Source organism: Pseudoduganella sp. GW821-FHT11H04 (assembly GCF_058807935.1).
On record NZ_JBXARE010000008.1, the window covers coordinates 203,645 to 220,171 of the forward strand.

Here is a 16,527-nt window from a genome sequence, read left to right on the forward strand (position 1 = left end):
TGGCATGTTGAAATGCCGATAAGGAGCCCCATCTGTGGCGGAACGAGTTCTGTTATGGACGGCATCATGGAAGCTTGGCTTTGGCTTATCTTGACGGCGCTGGCGATTGCCGCGCCTTTCGCATATCCACGCTGGACTTTGCGGCGCGCGTTGGCGCGCCCGCTGTCCCCGGCCGACCAGGCCGTGCTGGAAAAGAGCATTCCCTTTTACCGCAAGCTGGCGCCTGATCTTCAGCGCCAGTTGCAGCGCATGGTGCAGCAATTCCTGCACCAGAAAAAATTCGTCGGTTGCGCCGGCCTCGAAGTGACGCAGGCAATGCGCATCACCATCGCGGCCCAGGCTTGCCTGCTCCTGCTGAACAAGCCCAGCAAGGTCTACCGTCCGCTGCATACGATCCTGGTTTATCCGGGCGCCTTCATCGCCGACCGTCAGGAGGTAGGGGCGGGCGGCGTGATCACCCCGGCGCGCCAGCAAATGCTGGGCGAATCGTGGAGCGATGGCCGTATCGTGCTGTCCTGGGATGACGTTGAACGCGGTACGCTGGACTGGCAGGCCGCCAATAACGTGGTCCTGCACGAATTCGCCCACCAGCTCGATAGCGAGTCGGGCAGTACCAACGGTGCGCCTTACCTGGGCAGCCCTGACAGCTACCGCAGCTGGTCCGAAGTGCTGTCGCGCGATTACGCCAACCTGCGCCATGAAGCGTGGATGGGGCGCCAGGACAGCGTGCTCGATCATTACGGCGCTACCAGCCCGGCCGAGTTTTTCGCCGTGGTGACGGAGACTTTCTTCACCAGGCCATGGCAACTGGCCGAGCGCCATGCCGCGCTCTTTGGCGAGCTGCAAAAATACTACCGTGTCGATCCGCGCGACTGGCTGGCGGCGCCGCCGCCGCCCATCCCGGAGCCGAGTTTCCTGTCCATGCCGATGCCGGTGCGATCTTTCGCCTGGGCTGATTGGTAAGCGAGAATGGAATTCGAGGACTTTGACTTCATCACCAGCGAAGCGCCGGCCCGCGCCAGCGAACCGGCCGATCCGCTGCAGCGCCTCAAGTACCTCGTCGACAACACTCCCGCCATCATCTACAGCACGGTCCCCAGCGGCGACTTCAAGATGACCTTCGTCAGCGCCAATGCGCTGAACGTGCTGGGCTACCGGCCCGAAGAAATGGTGGCGGACCCGAATTTCTGGTTCGACCACATCCACCCGGATGACGCGCCGAATATCTTTTCCAGCCTGGCGCAGATTTTCACGGAGGGCGAGCGCGCCTACGAATACCGTTTCCGCACGGCCGATGGGCGCTACCTGTGGATGCATGACAAGCTGCGACTGATCCGCGATGCGCAGGGCGCGCCGCTGGAGGTGATCGGTTCCCTGACCGACATCACCGACCGCAAGCAGATGGAAGAAACCCTGGTGCAGGCGCAGAATATGGCGTCGATCGGCCAGCTGGCGGCCGGCGTGGCGCATGAAATCAATAATCCGGTAGGCTTTGTCACCTCGAATATCGGCACCCTGAAAAGCTACGCCGATACCTTGTTCGAGCTGGTCGAACGCAGTACTTCGGCCGAGCAGCGCAGCCGGGCCGATTTTGAATTCATGAAGGAAGACACGGCAGCCTTGCTGCGCGAATCGATGGATGGCTTGCGCCGCGTGCGCGATATCGTGCAGGCGCTGAAAGACTTTACCGCCGCCGGTGAAAGCCAGTGGCAAATGGCCGACCTGCACGGGGGCCTGGAGTCCACGTTAAACGCCTTGGCGAGCGAGCTGCGTTTCAAGGTTAAGGTAGAGAAGCACTACGGCGCATTGCCGCCGGTGCGCTGCATGCCGGGCCAGTTGAATCAGGCGTTCCGCAACATCCTGCTGAATGCGATCCAGTCCATCCCCGACCAGGGCGTGATCCGCATTGTGACCGGCAGCGAGCGCGATGGCGTGTCTGTGCGCATCCAGGACAATGGCATCGGTATCGCGCCCCATAATATGGGCCGCATTTTCGATCCCTTCTTTACCACCAAGCCTGTAGGCAGCGGTACCGGCCTGGGGCTATACCTGGCCTATGGCATCGTCAACAAACATGGCGGCCGCATCAATGTGATTTCCGAGCCGGGCAAGGGGACGGCCTTCACCGTGCACCTGCCACTCCACCCCGCTGAACCCAGATAGGCAGGCGGTGGCCGCTCTTTTTCTCGAAGTCCTGCAATTGCTGGATCATGCGGTCATTGAGCACATGGTCGGAAGCGAGCAGCATCAGCGCATCGCGGCTCACGACATCGCGCGACAGAACCATGCCCGGCACCAGCTCGCCGGACAGCAGCTCCACGTCGGAGCTCTCCACCGCACCGCGCACGCCGCCGTCCACCACCTGGCGGAAAGCCTGCACCACGGACGGGTCGTAGCGCTTGCCGCTGCCGTCCATCACCAGCGATTTCGCTTCTTCCGGCTTCAGGTGGCGCTGCACCAAGGCGCCTTGCTGCAGGTTGTAGTAGTCGATCGCCAGCGTCAGGATGCGCGAGCCGATCGGAATCGCGAAACCGGCCAGGCGGTCGGGGAAACCCTGGCCATCAAAGCGCTCCATCTGGTGCTTGACGATGGCTGCCACGCCGGCCATATCGGTCAGGGGCATCAGCAGCTGGGCGCCCCACACCGGGTGCTTGCGGTATTGCGCCAGGTCGGCGCCTTGCAGCATGGTCATCGGGGTGCGCAGCATGTCGTCGGTAAAGCCGATGCGTCCCAGGTCGTGCAGCAGCGAGGCGATAAAGATGTCCTGCACCTCATTCATGTCGAGCTTCAGCTGGGCCGCCATCTTGCGCGCCAGGTCGGCTACCTGGCGCGTCTGGCCGGTCTCGCCGGTGCCGCGCATTTCCGCGATGCTGGACAGGATCTTGATCGTGGTGAGGAAATTGGCCTTGAGCTGGCGCGTGCGTTCCTCGACTTTTTGTTCCAGGCCGGCGTTGAGGGATTTCAGCTCTTCGTTCTGCTTCAGGGCCAACGCTTCCAGCCGCTGCTTTTCCATCTCCAGCTGGTGCCGTTCGAGCGCATGGCGCACGATCAGCAGGATGTCATTGTCGTCCCAAGGCTTGGTGATGTAGCGGTAAATCTCGCCGCAGTTGATGGCGTCCTGGATTGACTGCACGTCGGAGTAGCCGGTCAAGAGCAGGCGCACGGTGTTGGGCCAGCGCTCGCGCACCTGCGACAGGAAGCGGGCGCCGTCCATTTCCGGCATGCGCATGTCCGATATCACCAGGTCGACCGGCTGCTGCTCCAGCAGCTTCAGGCCCTCCGCTCCGCTGGCGGCCGTCAGCACCTCGTAGTCCTTGCCGCGGAACAGGCGGCGCAGCGAAGACAGGATGTTCGGCTCGTCGTCGACGCACAGGATGGTCATCATAGGGCGGCTTCCTTCTGCTCGTTGGGAGGGCGTACCTTGGGTAGCGTGACGCGGAACGTGGTGCCCTTGCCGAGGGCCGATTCGACCTCGAAGCGGCCTTGGTGCTTTTGCACGATGCCGTAGGACAGTGACAAGCCAAGGCCGGTGCCTTTGCCGACTTCCTTGGTGGTGAAGAAGGGATCGAAGATACGGCCCAGGTTTTCCGGCGCGATGCCGCTGCCGTTGTCGCTGACGCTGAACCAGACATTATCGCCATCGCAGCCGGTGCGCACCTCGATGCGGCCGCGCGTATCGCCGAGGGCGTGGGCTGCGTTGACCAGCAGGTTCATGACCACCTGGTTGATTTGCAGGGGCAGGCATTCGATATCCGGAATCTCGTCGTATTCGCGAATGACGTCGGCCTTGTACTTGATTTCGTTGGCGACGATGTTGAGGGTGGAATCGATGCCGTGGCGCAGGTCGGCCCAGACCCATTCCTGCTGGCTGTCCACGCGCGAGAAGTCCTTCAGATCCTGCACGATGTGGCGCACGCGTACGATGCCTTCTCTGGACTCCTGCATCAGGGTGGGGATGTCGGTGCGCAGGAATTCCAGCTCCACCTGTTCGCGCATCGTGCGCAGGCGCGCCGCCACGGCGGGATCGACGATGGCCGTCTCGGCTTGCTGGTAGGCGTCCAGCATGGAGAACAGGCTATCGAGGTAGCTTTGCAGGGTGCCGAAGTTGGAGAAGATATAGCCGATCGGGTTGTTGATTTCGTGCGCCACGCCAGCCGCCAGTTGACCGATGGAGGCCAGCTTGTCCGACTGCACCAGCTGCTGCTGCGTGCGGCGCAGTGCTTCCTCGGCGCTCTGGCGCTGGCGGATGTCTTCCGCCAGTTGGGCCGTACGCTGGCGCACCGTGTTTTCCAGGTTGTCGTGCGCACGGCGCAGGGCGTTTTCGGCCACGCGCCGCTCGGTCACGTCGCGCAGGCTCTGGATCGCGCCAACGAGCTGGCCGTCGCGCCCGCGCAGCGGCGCCGCCGTGAATTGCAGCCAATGCCCGGCCGCGCCAATATTGGGGAAAAAATCTTCTTCCTCATAGGCGCCGTCGATCAGGGAAGACGCTTTGTACTTGTCGCGGAAATGGTGGTCGGTGGCCGGATCGATATTGTCGACGATCAGGTCGGCCAGCAGGGCGCGCGGCTTGGTGTAGAAGGCTTGCCAGTGCTGGCGCGTGCCAACCATTTCGTGCGTGGACCAGCCCAGCAGGTGTTCGCAAGCCTTGTTCCAGTGGGTGATGACATGGTCGCCGTCGATGACGAAGGTCGCAACAGGATGGCCGTCCAACAGTTCGGACAGCGAAATGGCCGTGCGTTCGACCGTCCTTTCGTCGTGGAAGCTACTCATGTCAAAGTGGCATCAGTGTGGACGAAACGATTATACGGCGGGAAAACCAAAACTGCGCAATTCGTGTGAGATAGCTAAAGCCCCCATGCCCAGGCTTGGACAGGCGGGTCGCAAGGCGCCGAAAAAGTCGAGCGCCCCGAGGGTATTGTTGAGAACGGGGACTGGAAAGATTTCGATCCCTTGTCACACCCGCAATTCATCTGAAGCCGCTGTTGCGGAATGCAAACGCCCGTTTTGCGAAAAGTAATTTTCGCTATGATAGTTGCTACAATAAAAGCAGCGAACTAGACGTGGATCATGACCACGCCCTGCCGTCCAGTACATCATCTGCCACATGCGCTGCGCGCGTGATTTCAGGGGGGAGAGCGTCAATGACACAGGCATGGGTAGTACTTTCGCGGCCGGACCGCCGCGATGTTTCGGCGCCGACCGAAGCCCAACTGGTGGCGGCATTGTCGGATGTCTACGGCGGCAAGATCAACGGCCCCGACGGCATACCGGGCAGCGCCACCTTGAAGTTTGGCTATGACGACGGCTTGATGTACCAGGTCGAAGTCGGCCAGGACGGTGCGGTGCGCTACGAGGAGTGGTCCGACCGCGATTGCGAGATTGCGCTGGCTTCACCTCGCCATATGAGCTGCAAGCAGGAAGATGCCCTGCAAATCTGGAAGTGGCTGGCCTTGCGCCAGGTGTCCAAGATCCGCAGCCAGGCCTGGGCCTCTGAAGCCTAGTGCGACATCATCAGCGGGAGCGTCATCGCATCGAGCATGCTGCGCGTGACGCCGCCCAACAGCGTTTCGCGGAAGCGCGAATGCCCGTACGCCCCCATCACCAGTAAATCGCAATCACGTTCGGCGGCCAGTGCCAGCAAGCGTTCGCCCACATTGCCGGAACGTTTCAATAACCCCTGGCGCTCGCCCTGGCCCAGGACCAGGTTGGCCACCACGCCATGCCGTTCCAGCCAGGCCAGCACGTCGGTGCCGGCTGGATCGCCGAACGCGCCGGGGCGCGCTTCGACATCGAAAATCGCTACGGTCACGCTGTCGGCGCGGCGCAGCAGGGGCAGGGCGTCTTGCAGGGCGCGGCCTGCTTCACGGCTGGCATTCCAGGCGACCAGGATGTGGCGCGCCGGCGCTGGTCCGCCCGGGCTGGCGATGCCGTCGCTGGTTACTGCAATCGCCGCCGATGTGCGCGCCGCGAAAGGCATGACCAGCACCGGCTTGCCGCTGCCAACCACCACATCGGCCGGCACGTCGGGCCCGCGCCCGTTCGGATCGAGTTGGCCGACGATCACCAGGTCGGCATGCCGGGCCAGCAGGCTCAGGCCCGCCGATGCTTCATCGTCGAGGATGCGCTGCTCAAAAGACTGCACGCCCAGTGATTGCAAGCGCGGCGCAAAATCGGCCAGGGCATGGCGGGCGCGCTCGCGCAGGATGTCGAGATGGCGCGCCAGGTTGGGGTCTTTGTCGTCTACCGTTTCGTTCTGGTACAGGAAACGCGAGATACCTGTGGTGGCGACGCCGACCACGTGGGCGCCTTCCTGCAGCGCCAGTTCTCCCGCCAGCAGGATGCGCGCCGCGCTGTGCGGCGCTTCATCGACATGCACGAGGATGGTTTTGTAGGCCATGGCTTTGTCTTCAGCGCAGGGCGGCCGTCGCCTTCTCCAGCCGCGTCTGGCAAGCGATGCACAGCGGCGCTTCTGGCCGCGCATTCAGGCGCGAGAAGGGGATTTCATTGCCGCAGTTATCACACAGGCCGTAACTGCCGTCGTCGACCTTGGCCAGGGCGTGGCGGATACTGCTGAGTTGGGCTTGCTTGTGCTCGTCGGCTTCCATTTCCAGCTGGTTCAGCGTGCGGTTGCTGGCGCTGTCGGCCGGCGAGGTTTCGATTTCTTCGACCGCCGGCACGCGTGCAAGCTCGCCGTCCATGCGGCCGGCAAGCTGCTGGAGGAGTACAAGCTTGCGTTGTTCCAGCGCGGCTTGCAAGGTTGCAAGCTGATCCGGCGACAGGCCCATGACGGTCTCCACGAATTCATTGTTCGGAAGACCATTGTATGCCTGCTGCGTTATTTACGCACTCTCCTGTGTTTGCCGTGCGGCCAGCTGCTTTTTCAGGCTTTCCAGCGGCGCGGCGAGGTGCTCGGGACGCGCCGCGGCGATAGCCGCCGCCACCGCCAGCAGGTCGGCGCTGATGCCTGCCAGTTCCTTCACGCGTTCGATGTGGCGGATGGCTACGCGCGCCTGGTCCGACAGGCGCAGCAGCTCGGGCAGGGTGGTGCCCATGCCCTCCAGCGAATGGTTGGCGGCGTCGGCGTACAGGCTGTTGGCTTGTTGGCGCAGCGCCACCTCGTTCTCGAACAAGGCCTGGGCGGCGCCTTGCGTCAGTGGGGCGGGGCCCCCTTTGATGTGGCTGCCCTCCAGCCGCTGCTGCCGGCGGATGCCGCGCATGATGCGCTGGTGCAGTTCGTCGGCGCTGGCCGACAGGCTGTCGGCCAGGGTTTCCAGGTCTTGCGGCAGGCTGGCGGTCAGGCTCATGGCAGGGCTCCTTGGGCGGTGGCGGGTGGGGTGATGGGCGGCGCAGAGCCGGGCAGCGGATCGAGACCGCTGAATAGCGCGGCGTGGCGTTCGCGGATGGCGTTGATGTTTTGCGCAGCCAGGGTATGGCGCAGGCCGAGCAGGCGGTATTCCTTCAGCTTTTCCTGCTGGTGCGAGCGGGCCAGGGCGGCCAGCAAGCGCTCGCGCGGCGCGTCGGCGTAGGGGATTTCCACTTCCAGCATGCCGAGCACGATACGCTGTTCGTTGTCGTGGTTCTTGTTGAAAAAGCGCAGCAGCGTGTGCATGGCGTCGAGCGTTCCTTGCAACGGTTCATAGCCTTCGCGCAGCAAGGCCTGCACAGCCTTGTCCTGTTCGCGCGAAGTTGCTGCGCGCAGCAGCAGGCGCATCAGGCGGGAATAGGCATCGACGTGGCGGTCGGTCAGGCCGGTGTCGGGCCAGGCCTTGATGCTATTCGCCATTTGCTTGGTCTGGTCGCCGAAGTCGTAGGTGTCGCCGCCGGCCAGGGCGCCCAGCGCGCGCAGGTAAGTGGTGGCGGCGGTGTGCAGGGCGATGAAGTCGGGATAGGCTTCGCGGCGCTTGCGGTCGATGGCTTCTTCGCGCTGGGTGGCGGCGGTGCTGAGGTAAGGCTGTTCGCGCTGGTAAGTGTCGCGGTAGCGCTGGCTGAGGTCATTGAAGCCGGCCAGCTTTGGGGCGTCATCGGCGAGGGCGCGTACTTCTTGCAGGCGCGGATTGCTGGAACAGGCGGCCAGCAGCAGGCACAACAATATGCACAGATAGCGTTTCATGATGGGTCTCCTCGGGCGGCAGGGACCATCTTGCGCCCTGATGCGGGCGGCGCGTTTGCGCCAGCGCAAAGGTCAGGCGTGCAGCCAGGCGAAGCTGTCTTCGGTGCGTGTGCTTGGGACGTACTCGCAGCCGATCCAGCCGTCGTAGCCCAGTTCGTCGAGCAAGCGGAACAGGAAGGGATAGTTGATCTCGCCGGTGCCCGGCTCGTGGCGGCCCGGAGTATCGGCCAGCTGCATATGGCGGATTTGCGGCAGGCAGGCGCGGATGGTATTGGCCAGTTCGCCTTCCATGCGCTGCATATGATAGATGTCGTATTGCAGGAACAGGTTGGCGCGGGCGGCGTCTTTCAGGATGTCGAGCGCCTGCTGGCTATGGTTCAGGAAGTAGCCTGGGATGTCGTAATGGTTGATCGGCTCGATCAGGACTTCGATGCCGTGCGGGGCAAACTGGTCGGCGGCGTATTGCAGGGCGCGGATATAGGCCTCGCGAGCGCGTTCCCGGTGGACGCCACCGGGCAGGATGCCGGCCATGCAATGCACGCGCGGCGCACCCAGCTCGTTTGCGTACTCAAGGGCGATGCCGACGCTATCCTGGAATTCCTCGAAGCGGCGCGGATCGCAAGCCATGCCGCGTTCGCCAGCCTGCCAGTCGCCCGGCGGCAGGTTATGCAGCACCAGTTGCAGCTGGTGGCGCTGCAAGCGGTCTTTGATGTCGTCGGCGTCGAAGGCGTAGGGGAAGAGGAACTCCACCCCTTTAAAACCCGCTCCATGCGCCAACGCGAAGCGCTCGATGAACGGCGCTTCGGTGAACAGCATGGAGAGGTTGGCAGCGAATTGTGGCATGCCGCCGATTATAAATGTCCACCGTGGGGTCAGGAACGAAAGTGGACATTTCCGTAGAAAATGTCCACTTCGGTTCCTGACCCCGCGGTGGACATTTTAGCGGGTGCGCTGGCGTGGGGCGTTGGATGGGCGTGGGCCGCCACCGCCGCTACCGCCGCCTGGGCGGGCGTCGCGGCGGATGCCGGCTGGGGCGGCTCCGCGTGGGGCGCTGCTGCCATTGCCGTTGGAGGCTGCACGTGGCTTACCCTGGCCGTTCTGGCTGCGGTTGCCGCCGCCGTTGCCATTGCCGCCGCCTTTGCCGCCTTGGCGTGGTGGGCGGTTCTGGTGATGGCCAACACCGCTGCGCAGCTGGATCGGCTGTGCCTTGGCATTCGGGTCAGGTTCGAAACCGGCGATGACTTCGCGTGGCAGCGTCTGCTTGATCAGGCGCTCGATGTCACGCAGCATGGTGTGTTCATCCACGCAGACCAGGGAAACCGCTTCGCCCTTGGCGCCGGCGCGGCCGGTACGGCCGATGCGGTGTACATAGTCTTCCGGTACGTTCGGCAGGTCGTAGTTGACCACGTGCGGCAGCTGGTCGATGTCGATGCCGCGTGCGGCGATATCGGTAGCGACCAGGCATTGCAGTGTGCCGTCCTTGAACTCAGCCAGCGCACGGGTACGCGCGGTCTGGCTCTTGTTGCCGTGGATGGCCATGGCTTTCACGCCATCGCGGCCCAGCTGTTCGACCAGCTTGTTGGCGCCGTGCTTGGTGCGGGTGAAGACCAGCACCTGAGTCCAGGCGTGGGTGCGGATCAGGTGCGACAGCATCGGGTGCTTCTTGTCGCGGTCGACTGGGTGGATTTTCTGCGAAATGATTTCCACCGTCGAATTGCGGCGTGCTACCTCGATGGTTTTCGGATTGTCCAGCAGGCCGTCGGCCAGGGCCTTGATCTCGTCGGAGAAGGTGGCCGAGAACAGCAGGTTCTGGCGCTTCGGCGGCAGGGCAGCCAGCACTTTGCGGATGTCGCGGATGAAGCCCATGTCCAGCATGCGGTCAGCTTCGTCCAGGATCAGGATTTCAATCTTGTCGAGATTGACGGTGCCCTGGCCCATGTGGTCCAGCAGGCGGCCCGGCGTGGCAACCAGGATGTCGACGCCGTGCTTGAGCAGCTTGATCTGCGGGTTGATGCTGACGCCGCCAAAGATCACGGCCGAATTCAGCTTGGTGTACTTGCCGTAAGTCTTGACGCTTTCTTCGACCTGGGCCGCCAGTTCGCGGGTCGGGGTCAGGATCAGGGCGCGGATCGCGCGCGGCGAGGTATTGTTGGCCAGCTTGCTGCCCACTGCATCTGTCGACAGGCGGTGCAGGATCGGCAGCGTGAAGCCGGCGGTCTTGCCGGTACCGGTTTGCGCGCCGGCCAGCAGGTCACCACCATTCAGTACCGCTGGAATGGCCTGGCTTTGAATCGGAGTAGGGGCTGTATAGCCGGTTTCGGCTACCGCGCGCACGATGGCATCAGACAAGCCGAGATCGGAGAAAGACATAGTGTGGTTATTCTAGAAATTATATGGATTTTATTGCCACAAGGAAACGTCTGGCATGAACGGAGTATAACAGTAAAGCCCTGTACATTGACGCACGGCAACAATAAAAGAGGCCCCGCAGGGCCTCTTTTGTGGCGCTTTTGGAGCTGTTTTTATGCAAATTCTGCCAACAAGCCAACCATCTGGCCGAAGATCTTCGGCGAACCGGCGATGATGTGGCCGGTATTCATATAGTTGGATTCGCCGTTGAACTCGCCGGCAATGCCGCCAGCTTCGGTGACCAGGAGGGCGCCGGCAGCGATGTCCCAAGGTTTCAGGTTCTTTTCGTAGTAGCCGTCCAGGCGGCCGCATGCCACGTAGGCCAGGTCCAGTGCGGCGGAACCGGCGCGGCGGATGCCGTGCGAGCGCTCAGCCATCAGGGTGAACATCTTGGCGAATTCGGCGATGGCGGCTGGCGAACCTGGCTTGTAGCCGGAGGCCAGCAGGGCGCCGCTGATGCGGTCCAGCTTGTTGACGCGGATACGCTTTTCGTTCAGGTAGGCGCCGGCGCCTTTGCTGGCAGTGAACAGGTCGTTGTGTACAGGGTCGTAGACTACAGCCTGGGTTACCACGCCTTTCTGTTGAAGGGCGATGGAGATCGCGTACTGCGGGAAGCCGTGCATGAAGTTGGTGGTGCCGTCCAGTGGATCGATGATCCACACATATTCACTCTCGTCATTTACGGTGCCGGTCACGCCGGATTCTTCGGCGAAGATGGCGTGGTCGGGGTAGGCTTTCAGCAGCACTTCGATAATTGCAGCCTCGGCGGCCTGGTCAACATCAGTGACGAAGTCATTGTGTTGTTTTTCAGTTACGCTTACGCGATCCAGGTCGAAGGATGCGCGGTTAATAACAGCGGCGCCACGGCGCGCGGCCTTGATGGCCGTATTCAGCATTGGGTGCATACTAGCTTCCGTAAAATAGCCATTGCCGCCCACGGGAACGCTTCGCGCATCCGGCAGCGGAAATGATGACAAGATTGAAAAAGAGCGGCGCGTTGGGCTGGCAGAGTAAAATGCGGGCCAACGCAGAATCCCGCTATTGTAAATGAAGCAGACCGAAACCGCATCCTCCGCCTTCCACCGACTCAGGGTGATCCTGGTGCAAACCAGCCGTCCGGGCAATATCGGATCGGTGGCGCGCGCCATGAAAACCATGGGTTTCTCCGACCTGGTGCTGGTGAATCCACGCTTTGAAGGGGCGTGCGAGCATGAGGAGGCGGTGGCGTTTGCCTCGGCGGCGCAGGATATCCTGGCTTCGGCGCGTGTGGTGGGCAGCATGGCGGAGGCACTGGAAGGCATCAATTTCACGGCAGCCGTGTCGGCACGCCTGCGCGAGTTTTCGCCGCCGGTGGTGACACCGCGCGAATTCGCTGGCCAACTGGCTTCCGGCGAGGAGCTGCACGCGGCCCTGATTTTCGGCAATGAGCGCTTCGGCTTGCCGAATGAGATCGTCGAGCCGTGCAATGTGCTGGTGAATATCCCGGCCAATCCCGATTATTCCTCCCTCAACCTGGCGCAAGCGGCGCAGGTGCTGGTCTACGAGTGCCGCATGGCGGCGCTGGACGGCCAGCGTGCGGCCAGCCCGGTCGGTTTCCACGGCGAGGCGGCCAGCGCGGCCCAGATCGACGGCATGTATGAGCACCTTGAGCAAGCCCTGGTCGACGTGGGTTTCCTCGACGCGAACAACCCGCGCAAGCTGATGCCGCGCCTCAAACGCATGTTCGCCCGAGCCGGCCTCGAGGCGGAAGAAGTCAACATCCTGCGCGGCATAGCGCGCCAGATGCAAGTTCGCAGTCGCAAGGATTAGAGGCAATTCTCTAGCCGGGACCCGGTAGCGTCCTTAGAATCCTCCTTACTATAAAGAAATGTCCACCTTGGGGTCAGGAACGAATTGAGACATTTCCCAGGGAAATGTCCCAATTCGTTCCTGACCCCAAGGTGGACAAAAGAGGAGACTTGATGCAACGCAGATCATTTTTGAAGGCTGGGCTGCTGGGCGGCCTGGCGCTCGTCGCGGGCGGGGCCGTGTACCGGCAACTGCGCCCGTCCACGCCGGAGCGTTTTGCGCTCGACCAGCAGGGCCGCGTCATGCTGGCTGCGCTGGTGCCGGCAATTACCGGGCTTTCCCCGTCGCGGCCGGAGCTCGACGCAGCCATCGACCGCGTGGCCGGCGCCATCAACGGCTTGCCGCTGCGTACCCAGAAGGAAATCAGCGACTTGTTTGGCTTGCTCAATATGGCGCCCACGCGTCGCCTGCTGGCCGGTGTTCCGGCATGGCAGGAAGCGACGCCACAGCAGATCGTGGAATTCCTGCAAAGCTGGCGCACCCACCGTACCGAAATGCTGCAGACGGCTTACCACGGCTTGCATGACCTGGTGATCGGCGGCTGGTATGCCGAACCGTCGACCTGGGCGGCCATCGGCTATCCCGGCCCGATGAAGGAGCTGAGCGCATGACGAGTCCCATTCCGGATCCAATCCAGGCCGGCATCGCCGCCGGCTGGCAGGTTATCGACGCCTCGGCGCTGACCCAGGACCGCAGCTTCGACGCCGACGTGGTCGTGGTCGGCACCGGCGCGGGCGGCGGCGTGACCGCTGAAATCCTGGCCAAAGCCGGCCTGAAAGTGCTGATGGTGGAAGAGGGGGCGCTGAAGTCGTCGAAAGACTTCAAGATGCGCGAGGCCGATGCCTACCCTTCGCTGTACCAGGAATCGGCGGCCCGCAAGACGGTCGACAAGGCGATCAACATCCTGCAAGGCCGCACCGTTGGCGGCACCACGGTGGTCAACTGGACGTCCAGCTTCCGCACCCCGGCCGACACGCTGGGCTGGTGGCAGTCGCGCTACGGCCTGAAAGACTACAGCGTGGAAGCCATGGCGCCATGGTTCCAGAAAATGGAAGAGCGCCTGAATATCAGCGACTGGCAGGCGCCGCCCAACCCGAATAATGATTTGCTGCGCCAGGGCGCGGACAAGCTGGGCATCAAGACTGGCCTGATCCGCCGCAATGTGAACGGCTGCTGGAACTTGGGCTACTGCGGCATGGGTTGCCCGACCAATGCCAAGCAGTCGATGCTGGTCACCACGATTCCGGGCGCGCTGGAAATGGGCGCCGTGCTGCTGACGCGCGCTCGCGCGGAGCGCTTCACGCTGGCGGGCGGCCAGGCAACCACTCTGGAGTGCGTTGCCCTCACCGCCGACGGCATGCAGCCGACCGGCCACCGCTTGACACTCAAGGCGCGCCACTTTGTGGTCGCCGGCGGCGCAATCAATTCGCCGGCCCTGCTGATGCGTTCCGGCGCCCCCGATCCGCACCAGTTGCTGGGCCAGCGCACCTTCCTGCACCCGGTAGTGATTTCGATGGGCACATATCAACAGCCGGTGGAAGCATTCAACGGCGCACCGCAGACCGTGTATTCCGACCACTTCCTGCATACGCAGCCGGTGGACGGCCCAATGGGCTACAAGCTTGAAGTCGCGCCGCTGCATCCGGTGCTCGGGGCCACCACCCTGTCGGCCTTTGGCGCAGCGCATGCCAACCTGATGAAACGCTTCGCCCACGTGCAAGGCATGCTGGCGCTGCTGCGCGACGGCTTCCATCCGGATGCTGCGGGCGGCCGCGTCACGCTGCGCAGCGACGGCTCGCCACAGCTTGACTATCCTCTGACCCCATATTTCTGGGAGGGCGCACGCCGCGCCTTGCTGACCATGGCCGAAATCCAGTTCGCCGCCGGCGCCGATGCGGTGAGCCCGGTGCACGAACTGGTCACGCAGCCGTACAAGAATTGGGACGAAGCGCGCCTGGCGCTGGCCACGCTGCCCATGCAAAAGCTGCTGACGCGCGTGGTCTCGGCACACGTGATGGGCGGCTGCGCCATGAGCGGTGACGCGGCGAGCGGGGTTGTTGCGCCGGATGGCGTCTATCGCGGCATCAGCAATGTGTCCGTCCATGACGGATCGCTGTTCCCGACTTCCATCGGCGCCAATCCCCAGTTGTCGATTTACGGCGTTACGGCAAGGCTGGCAAGCGGCCTCGCCGAGCGATTGGGTGCAAAGGCCTGACCAATGGTAAAGCGCATGCTGATGCTGATTATGGCCCTGCAAGTGGCCTGCGCGATCGGCATCGCATGGCTTTTTTCGCGCCTGGTTCCGGCCGATGTGGCGCTGCTTTTGGCCGTAATCGTTGTACTGTTGGTACGGATGGCGATTACGGCCAATAACTTCCGCATGACGCTGCGGCCGGTGCCGGAAGATGCGCAACTGGACTTGCTGCAACGCGTGCAACTCTTCTTTCACGAGTATGTATCGACCATGGCGGCGACGTCGTGGCATATGCTGCGGCACCGGCCGCGCATGCATTTGGCCAGCGCGCCGCGCGGCTTGCCGGTGCTGATGGTGCATGGCTATGGCGCCAACGGCGGTTTCTGGGTGCACCTGGCGACGCAGCTGGAAGCGCATGGCTTCAGCCATGCAACGGTGGACCTGGAGCCGGTGTTCGGCGACATCGAGGACTTTGCCGTGCAGCTGGAGCAGGCGGTCCAGGCGCTGCTGGCCGCGTCCCGCAGCGATAAAGTCATCATCGTGGCGCACAGCATGGGTGGCCTGGTGGCGCGCGCCTGGATGCGGCGCTTTGGTGCGGACCACGTGGCGCGCATCATCACGCTCGGCACGCCGCACTACGGCACCGACCTGGCGCATATGGGGCCGGGCTACAACGCGCGCCAGATGCAGCGCAACGGCGAGTGGCTGTCAAAGCTCGATGCCGAAGACCGCGCCCGGCGCCGCCTGATTACCTCCATCTACTCCTGGCACGACAACATCATTGTGCCGCAGGATTCCTGCCATTTGCCGGGCGCCCGCAACATCGCGCTGCCCGGCATCGGCCACGTCGCCATGGGCCGCCATCCCGATATCGCCAAGCACATTCTTGCGGAGATTATGGGGATCACTTAGACTTGCCTTGAGGCCAAGCAAGAAACGCTGCAATTCTCTACGTGAACCCGTGAGTATCATTTAGAAAGCAGGGCGATGGCGACAGACTTCGGCAAGATCGATCATGCGGACACCCTGGACGCCGAACAGCGCTTCGGCAGCCTGCTCGAATCCATGCCGGATGCAATTTTGGTGGCCAATGAGTTTGGCCGCATCGTGCTGGCCAACCGTCTTGCTGAGGACTTGTTCGACTACCTGCCGGGCGAGCTGCGCGGCATGGCGCTGGCAGCGCTGCTGCCTGCAGGGCGGGAAGTGAGCGGCTTGCGCAAGGGCGGCGAGAGCTTCCCGGTCGACGTGAAATCCACCCAGGCCCGCGCCGCCCATGGCATGTTGGCGCTCCATGCGGTGCGCGACATCACCGACCTGGCCAAGGCAGCCCAGGCCAAGGAGCGCTTCCTGGCCAGCATGTCGCATGAATTGCGCACGCCGCTGAACGCCATCATCGGCTTCACGGGGACTTTGCTGATGCAACTGCCGGGACCTTTGAACCAGGACCAGGACAAGCAGCTGCGCACCGTGCAATCAAGCGCCCGTCACTTGCTTTCATTGATTAACGATTTGCTGGACTTTGCCAAAATCGGCTCGGGCAAGGTGGAGCTGCATCCCGAGCCGCTGAATTGCCGTGCCGTCGTCGAAGAACTGGTGCTGCATTTCCGGCCGCAGGCAAAGCAGAAAGGCCTGGTGCTGCATTTTCGCGCGCCATCACAGGCCGTGACGCTGTCCACCGACCGCCGCGCCTTGCAGCAGATCCTCATGAATCTCATAAATAATGCCGTTAAATTCACCGAAAAGGGCGAAGTCAGTATCGCCCTGGAACGCGGCGTGGCGGATGGAAAGAAGGTGGTGCAAGTCAGTATCAGCGACACCGGGTCCGGCGTCACGGAAGATATCATGCAGCAGCTGGGTATTCGCTTGAGCCAGAAATTGGCCGCATTGTTGAACGGATCGATCCGGTATTTCGATAAACCAGGCAATGGCAGCATTTTTGTACTCACACTGCCCTTGGAATAGCGGA

The 16,527-nt window shown here is 62.8% G+C and carries 17 protein-coding genes; 8 read left to right on the forward strand and 9 right to left on the reverse strand.

Annotation, left to right across the window (positions count from 1 at the left end):
* Window positions 1-66 precede the first annotated feature (66 nt).
* Window positions 67-963: a M90 family metallopeptidase gene (locus AC1RTP_RS18855; protein WP_498609415.1), complete on the forward strand. Its 897-nt coding sequence runs from the start codon at window positions 67-69 to the stop codon at window positions 961-963.
* A gap of 6 nt (window positions 964-969) precedes the next feature.
* The gene (locus AC1RTP_RS18860; protein ID WP_498609417.1) at window positions 970-2,163 is read left to right on the forward strand and encodes a PAS domain-containing sensor histidine kinase; all 1,194 of its coding nucleotides are present in this window, start codon (window positions 970-972) and stop codon (window positions 2,161-2,163) included.
* Here AC1RTP_RS18860 and nosR read toward each other — a convergent pair.
* A complete protein-coding gene (nosR, locus tag AC1RTP_RS18865) occupies window positions 2,123-3,385 on the reverse strand; it encodes a response regulator c-di-GMP phosphodiesterase, NosR family (protein WP_498609419.1) in 1,263 nt (420 codons plus the stop codon). The two genes, AC1RTP_RS18860 and nosR, sit on opposite strands and share 41 nt — an antisense overlap.
* A complete protein-coding gene (locus AC1RTP_RS18870; protein ID WP_498609421.1) occupies window positions 3,382-4,770 on the reverse strand; it encodes an ATP-binding protein in 1,389 nt (462 codons plus the stop codon). Before AC1RTP_RS18870 ends, nosR begins: the two co-directional genes overlap by 4 nt.
* A 371-nt stretch (window positions 4,771-5,141) precedes the next feature.
* Here AC1RTP_RS18870 and AC1RTP_RS18875 point away from each other — a divergent pair, with 371 nt between their 5' ends.
* Entirely contained in the window at window positions 5,142-5,501 is a 360-nt protein-coding gene (locus AC1RTP_RS18875; RefSeq protein WP_498609423.1) for a hypothetical protein, read from the forward strand.
* On the opposite strand, the gene AC1RTP_RS18880 is transcribed toward AC1RTP_RS18875, so the two are convergent.
* The 7 genes from AC1RTP_RS18880 to AC1RTP_RS18910 form a co-directional block, all read right to left on the reverse strand.
* Window positions 5,498-6,397, reverse strand: coding sequence for a universal stress protein (locus tag AC1RTP_RS18880; RefSeq protein ID WP_498609425.1), 900 nt, complete (start codon window positions 6,395-6,397; stop codon window positions 5,498-5,500). The genes AC1RTP_RS18875 and AC1RTP_RS18880 overlap by 4 nt on opposite strands.
* Window positions 6,398-6,407: 10 nt before the next feature.
* Entirely contained in the window at window positions 6,408-6,785 is a 378-nt protein-coding gene (locus tag AC1RTP_RS18885) for a TraR/DksA family transcriptional regulator (protein ID WP_498609426.1), read from the reverse strand.
* Window positions 6,786-6,839: 54 nt separating this feature from the next.
* The gene (locus tag AC1RTP_RS18890; RefSeq protein WP_498609427.1) at window positions 6,840-7,304 is read right to left on the reverse strand and encodes a hypothetical protein; all 465 of its coding nucleotides are present in this window, start codon (window positions 7,302-7,304) and stop codon (window positions 6,840-6,842) included.
* On the reverse strand, window positions 7,301-8,110 hold the full coding sequence (locus AC1RTP_RS18895) for a hypothetical protein (protein WP_498609429.1): 810 nt from the start codon (window positions 8,108-8,110) through the stop codon (window positions 7,301-7,303). The genes AC1RTP_RS18890 and AC1RTP_RS18895 overlap by 4 nt, the downstream gene beginning before the upstream one ends.
* A gap of 72 nt (window positions 8,111-8,182) precedes the next feature.
* Window positions 8,183-8,953: a 2-oxo-tetronate isomerase gene (otnI, locus tag AC1RTP_RS18900; protein WP_498609431.1), complete on the reverse strand. Its 771-nt coding sequence runs from the start codon at window positions 8,951-8,953 to the stop codon at window positions 8,183-8,185.
* Between the two features lie 96 nt (window positions 8,954-9,049).
* Complete coding sequence (locus tag AC1RTP_RS18905) at window positions 9,050-10,480, reverse strand: DEAD/DEAH box helicase (RefSeq protein ID WP_498609433.1); 1,431 nt, start codon at window positions 10,478-10,480, stop codon at window positions 9,050-9,052.
* Window positions 10,481-10,632: 152 nt separating this feature from the next.
* On the reverse strand, window positions 10,633-11,415 hold the full coding sequence (locus tag AC1RTP_RS18910) for an inositol monophosphatase family protein (RefSeq protein WP_498609550.1): 783 nt from the start codon (window positions 11,413-11,415) through the stop codon (window positions 10,633-10,635).
* Between the two features lie 151 nt (window positions 11,416-11,566).
* On the opposite strand from AC1RTP_RS18910, the gene AC1RTP_RS18915 reads away from it, so the two are divergent.
* The 5 genes from AC1RTP_RS18915 (at window position 11,567) to AC1RTP_RS18935 (ending at window position 16,523) form a co-directional block, all read left to right on the forward strand.
* On the forward strand, window positions 11,567-12,328 hold the full coding sequence (locus AC1RTP_RS18915) for an RNA methyltransferase (RefSeq protein WP_498609435.1): 762 nt from the start codon (window positions 11,567-11,569) through the stop codon (window positions 12,326-12,328).
* A 152-nt stretch (window positions 12,329-12,480) separates the two neighbouring features.
* Window positions 12,481-12,978, forward strand: coding sequence for a hypothetical protein (locus AC1RTP_RS18920; protein ID WP_498609437.1), 498 nt, complete (start codon window positions 12,481-12,483; stop codon window positions 12,976-12,978).
* Window positions 12,975-14,582: a GMC family oxidoreductase gene (locus AC1RTP_RS18925; protein ID WP_498609439.1), complete on the forward strand. Its 1,608-nt coding sequence runs from the start codon at window positions 12,975-12,977 to the stop codon at window positions 14,580-14,582. Before AC1RTP_RS18920 ends, AC1RTP_RS18925 begins: the two co-directional genes overlap by 4 nt.
* Before the next feature lie 15 nt (window positions 14,583-14,597).
* A complete protein-coding gene (locus AC1RTP_RS18930; protein WP_498609441.1) occupies window positions 14,598-15,473 on the forward strand; it encodes an esterase/lipase family protein in 876 nt (291 codons plus the stop codon).
* A gap of 75 nt (window positions 15,474-15,548) precedes the next feature.
* A complete protein-coding gene (locus AC1RTP_RS18935; protein ID WP_498609443.1) occupies window positions 15,549-16,523 on the forward strand; it encodes a sensor histidine kinase in 975 nt (324 codons plus the stop codon).
* Window positions 16,524-16,527 lie beyond the last annotated feature (4 nt).

What these genes read in the sequence shown, in the direction of transcription:
- AC1RTP_RS18855 (WP_498609415.1), top strand. Translation starts at nt 67, where the DNA reads ATGGAAGCTTGGCTTTGGCTTATCTTGACGGCGCTGGCGATTGCCGCG.
- AC1RTP_RS18860 (WP_498609417.1), top strand. Translation starts at nt 970, where the DNA reads ATGGAATTCGAGGACTTTGACTTCATCACCAGCGAAGCGCCGGCCCGC.
- nosR (WP_498609419.1), bottom strand. Translation starts at nt 3,385, where the DNA reads ATGATGACCATCCTGTGCGTCGACGACGAGCCGAACATCCTGTCTTCG.
- AC1RTP_RS18870 (WP_498609421.1), bottom strand. Translation starts at nt 4,770, where the DNA reads ATGAGTAGCTTCCACGACGAAAGGACGGTCGAACGCACGGCCATTTCG.
- AC1RTP_RS18875 (WP_498609423.1), top strand. Translation starts at nt 5,142, where the DNA reads ATGACACAGGCATGGGTAGTACTTTCGCGGCCGGACCGCCGCGATGTT.
- AC1RTP_RS18880 (WP_498609425.1), bottom strand. Translation starts at nt 6,397, where the DNA reads ATGGCCTACAAAACCATCCTCGTGCATGTCGATGAAGCGCCGCACAGC.
- AC1RTP_RS18885 (WP_498609426.1), bottom strand. Translation starts at nt 6,785, where the DNA reads ATGGGCCTGTCGCCGGATCAGCTTGCAACCTTGCAAGCCGCGCTGGAA.
- AC1RTP_RS18890 (WP_498609427.1), bottom strand. Translation starts at nt 7,304, where the DNA reads ATGAGCCTGACCGCCAGCCTGCCGCAAGACCTGGAAACCCTGGCCGAC.
- AC1RTP_RS18895 (WP_498609429.1), bottom strand. Translation starts at nt 8,110, where the DNA reads ATGAAACGCTATCTGTGCATATTGTTGTGCCTGCTGCTGGCCGCCTGT.
- otnI (WP_498609431.1), bottom strand. Translation starts at nt 8,953, where the DNA reads ATGCCACAATTCGCTGCCAACCTCTCCATGCTGTTCACCGAAGCGCCG.
- AC1RTP_RS18905 (WP_498609433.1), bottom strand. Translation starts at nt 10,480, where the DNA reads ATGTCTTTCTCCGATCTCGGCTTGTCTGATGCCATCGTGCGCGCGGTA.
- AC1RTP_RS18910 (WP_498609550.1), bottom strand. Translation starts at nt 11,415, where the DNA reads ATGCTGAATACGGCCATCAAGGCCGCGCGCCGTGGCGCCGCTGTTATT.
- AC1RTP_RS18915 (WP_498609435.1), top strand. Translation starts at nt 11,567, where the DNA reads ATGAAGCAGACCGAAACCGCATCCTCCGCCTTCCACCGACTCAGGGTG.
- AC1RTP_RS18920 (WP_498609437.1), top strand. Translation starts at nt 12,481, where the DNA reads ATGCAACGCAGATCATTTTTGAAGGCTGGGCTGCTGGGCGGCCTGGCG.
- AC1RTP_RS18925 (WP_498609439.1), top strand. Translation starts at nt 12,975, where the DNA reads ATGACGAGTCCCATTCCGGATCCAATCCAGGCCGGCATCGCCGCCGGC.
- AC1RTP_RS18930 (WP_498609441.1), top strand. Translation starts at nt 14,598, where the DNA reads ATGCTGATGCTGATTATGGCCCTGCAAGTGGCCTGCGCGATCGGCATC.
- AC1RTP_RS18935 (WP_498609443.1), top strand. Translation starts at nt 15,549, where the DNA reads ATGGCGACAGACTTCGGCAAGATCGATCATGCGGACACCCTGGACGCC.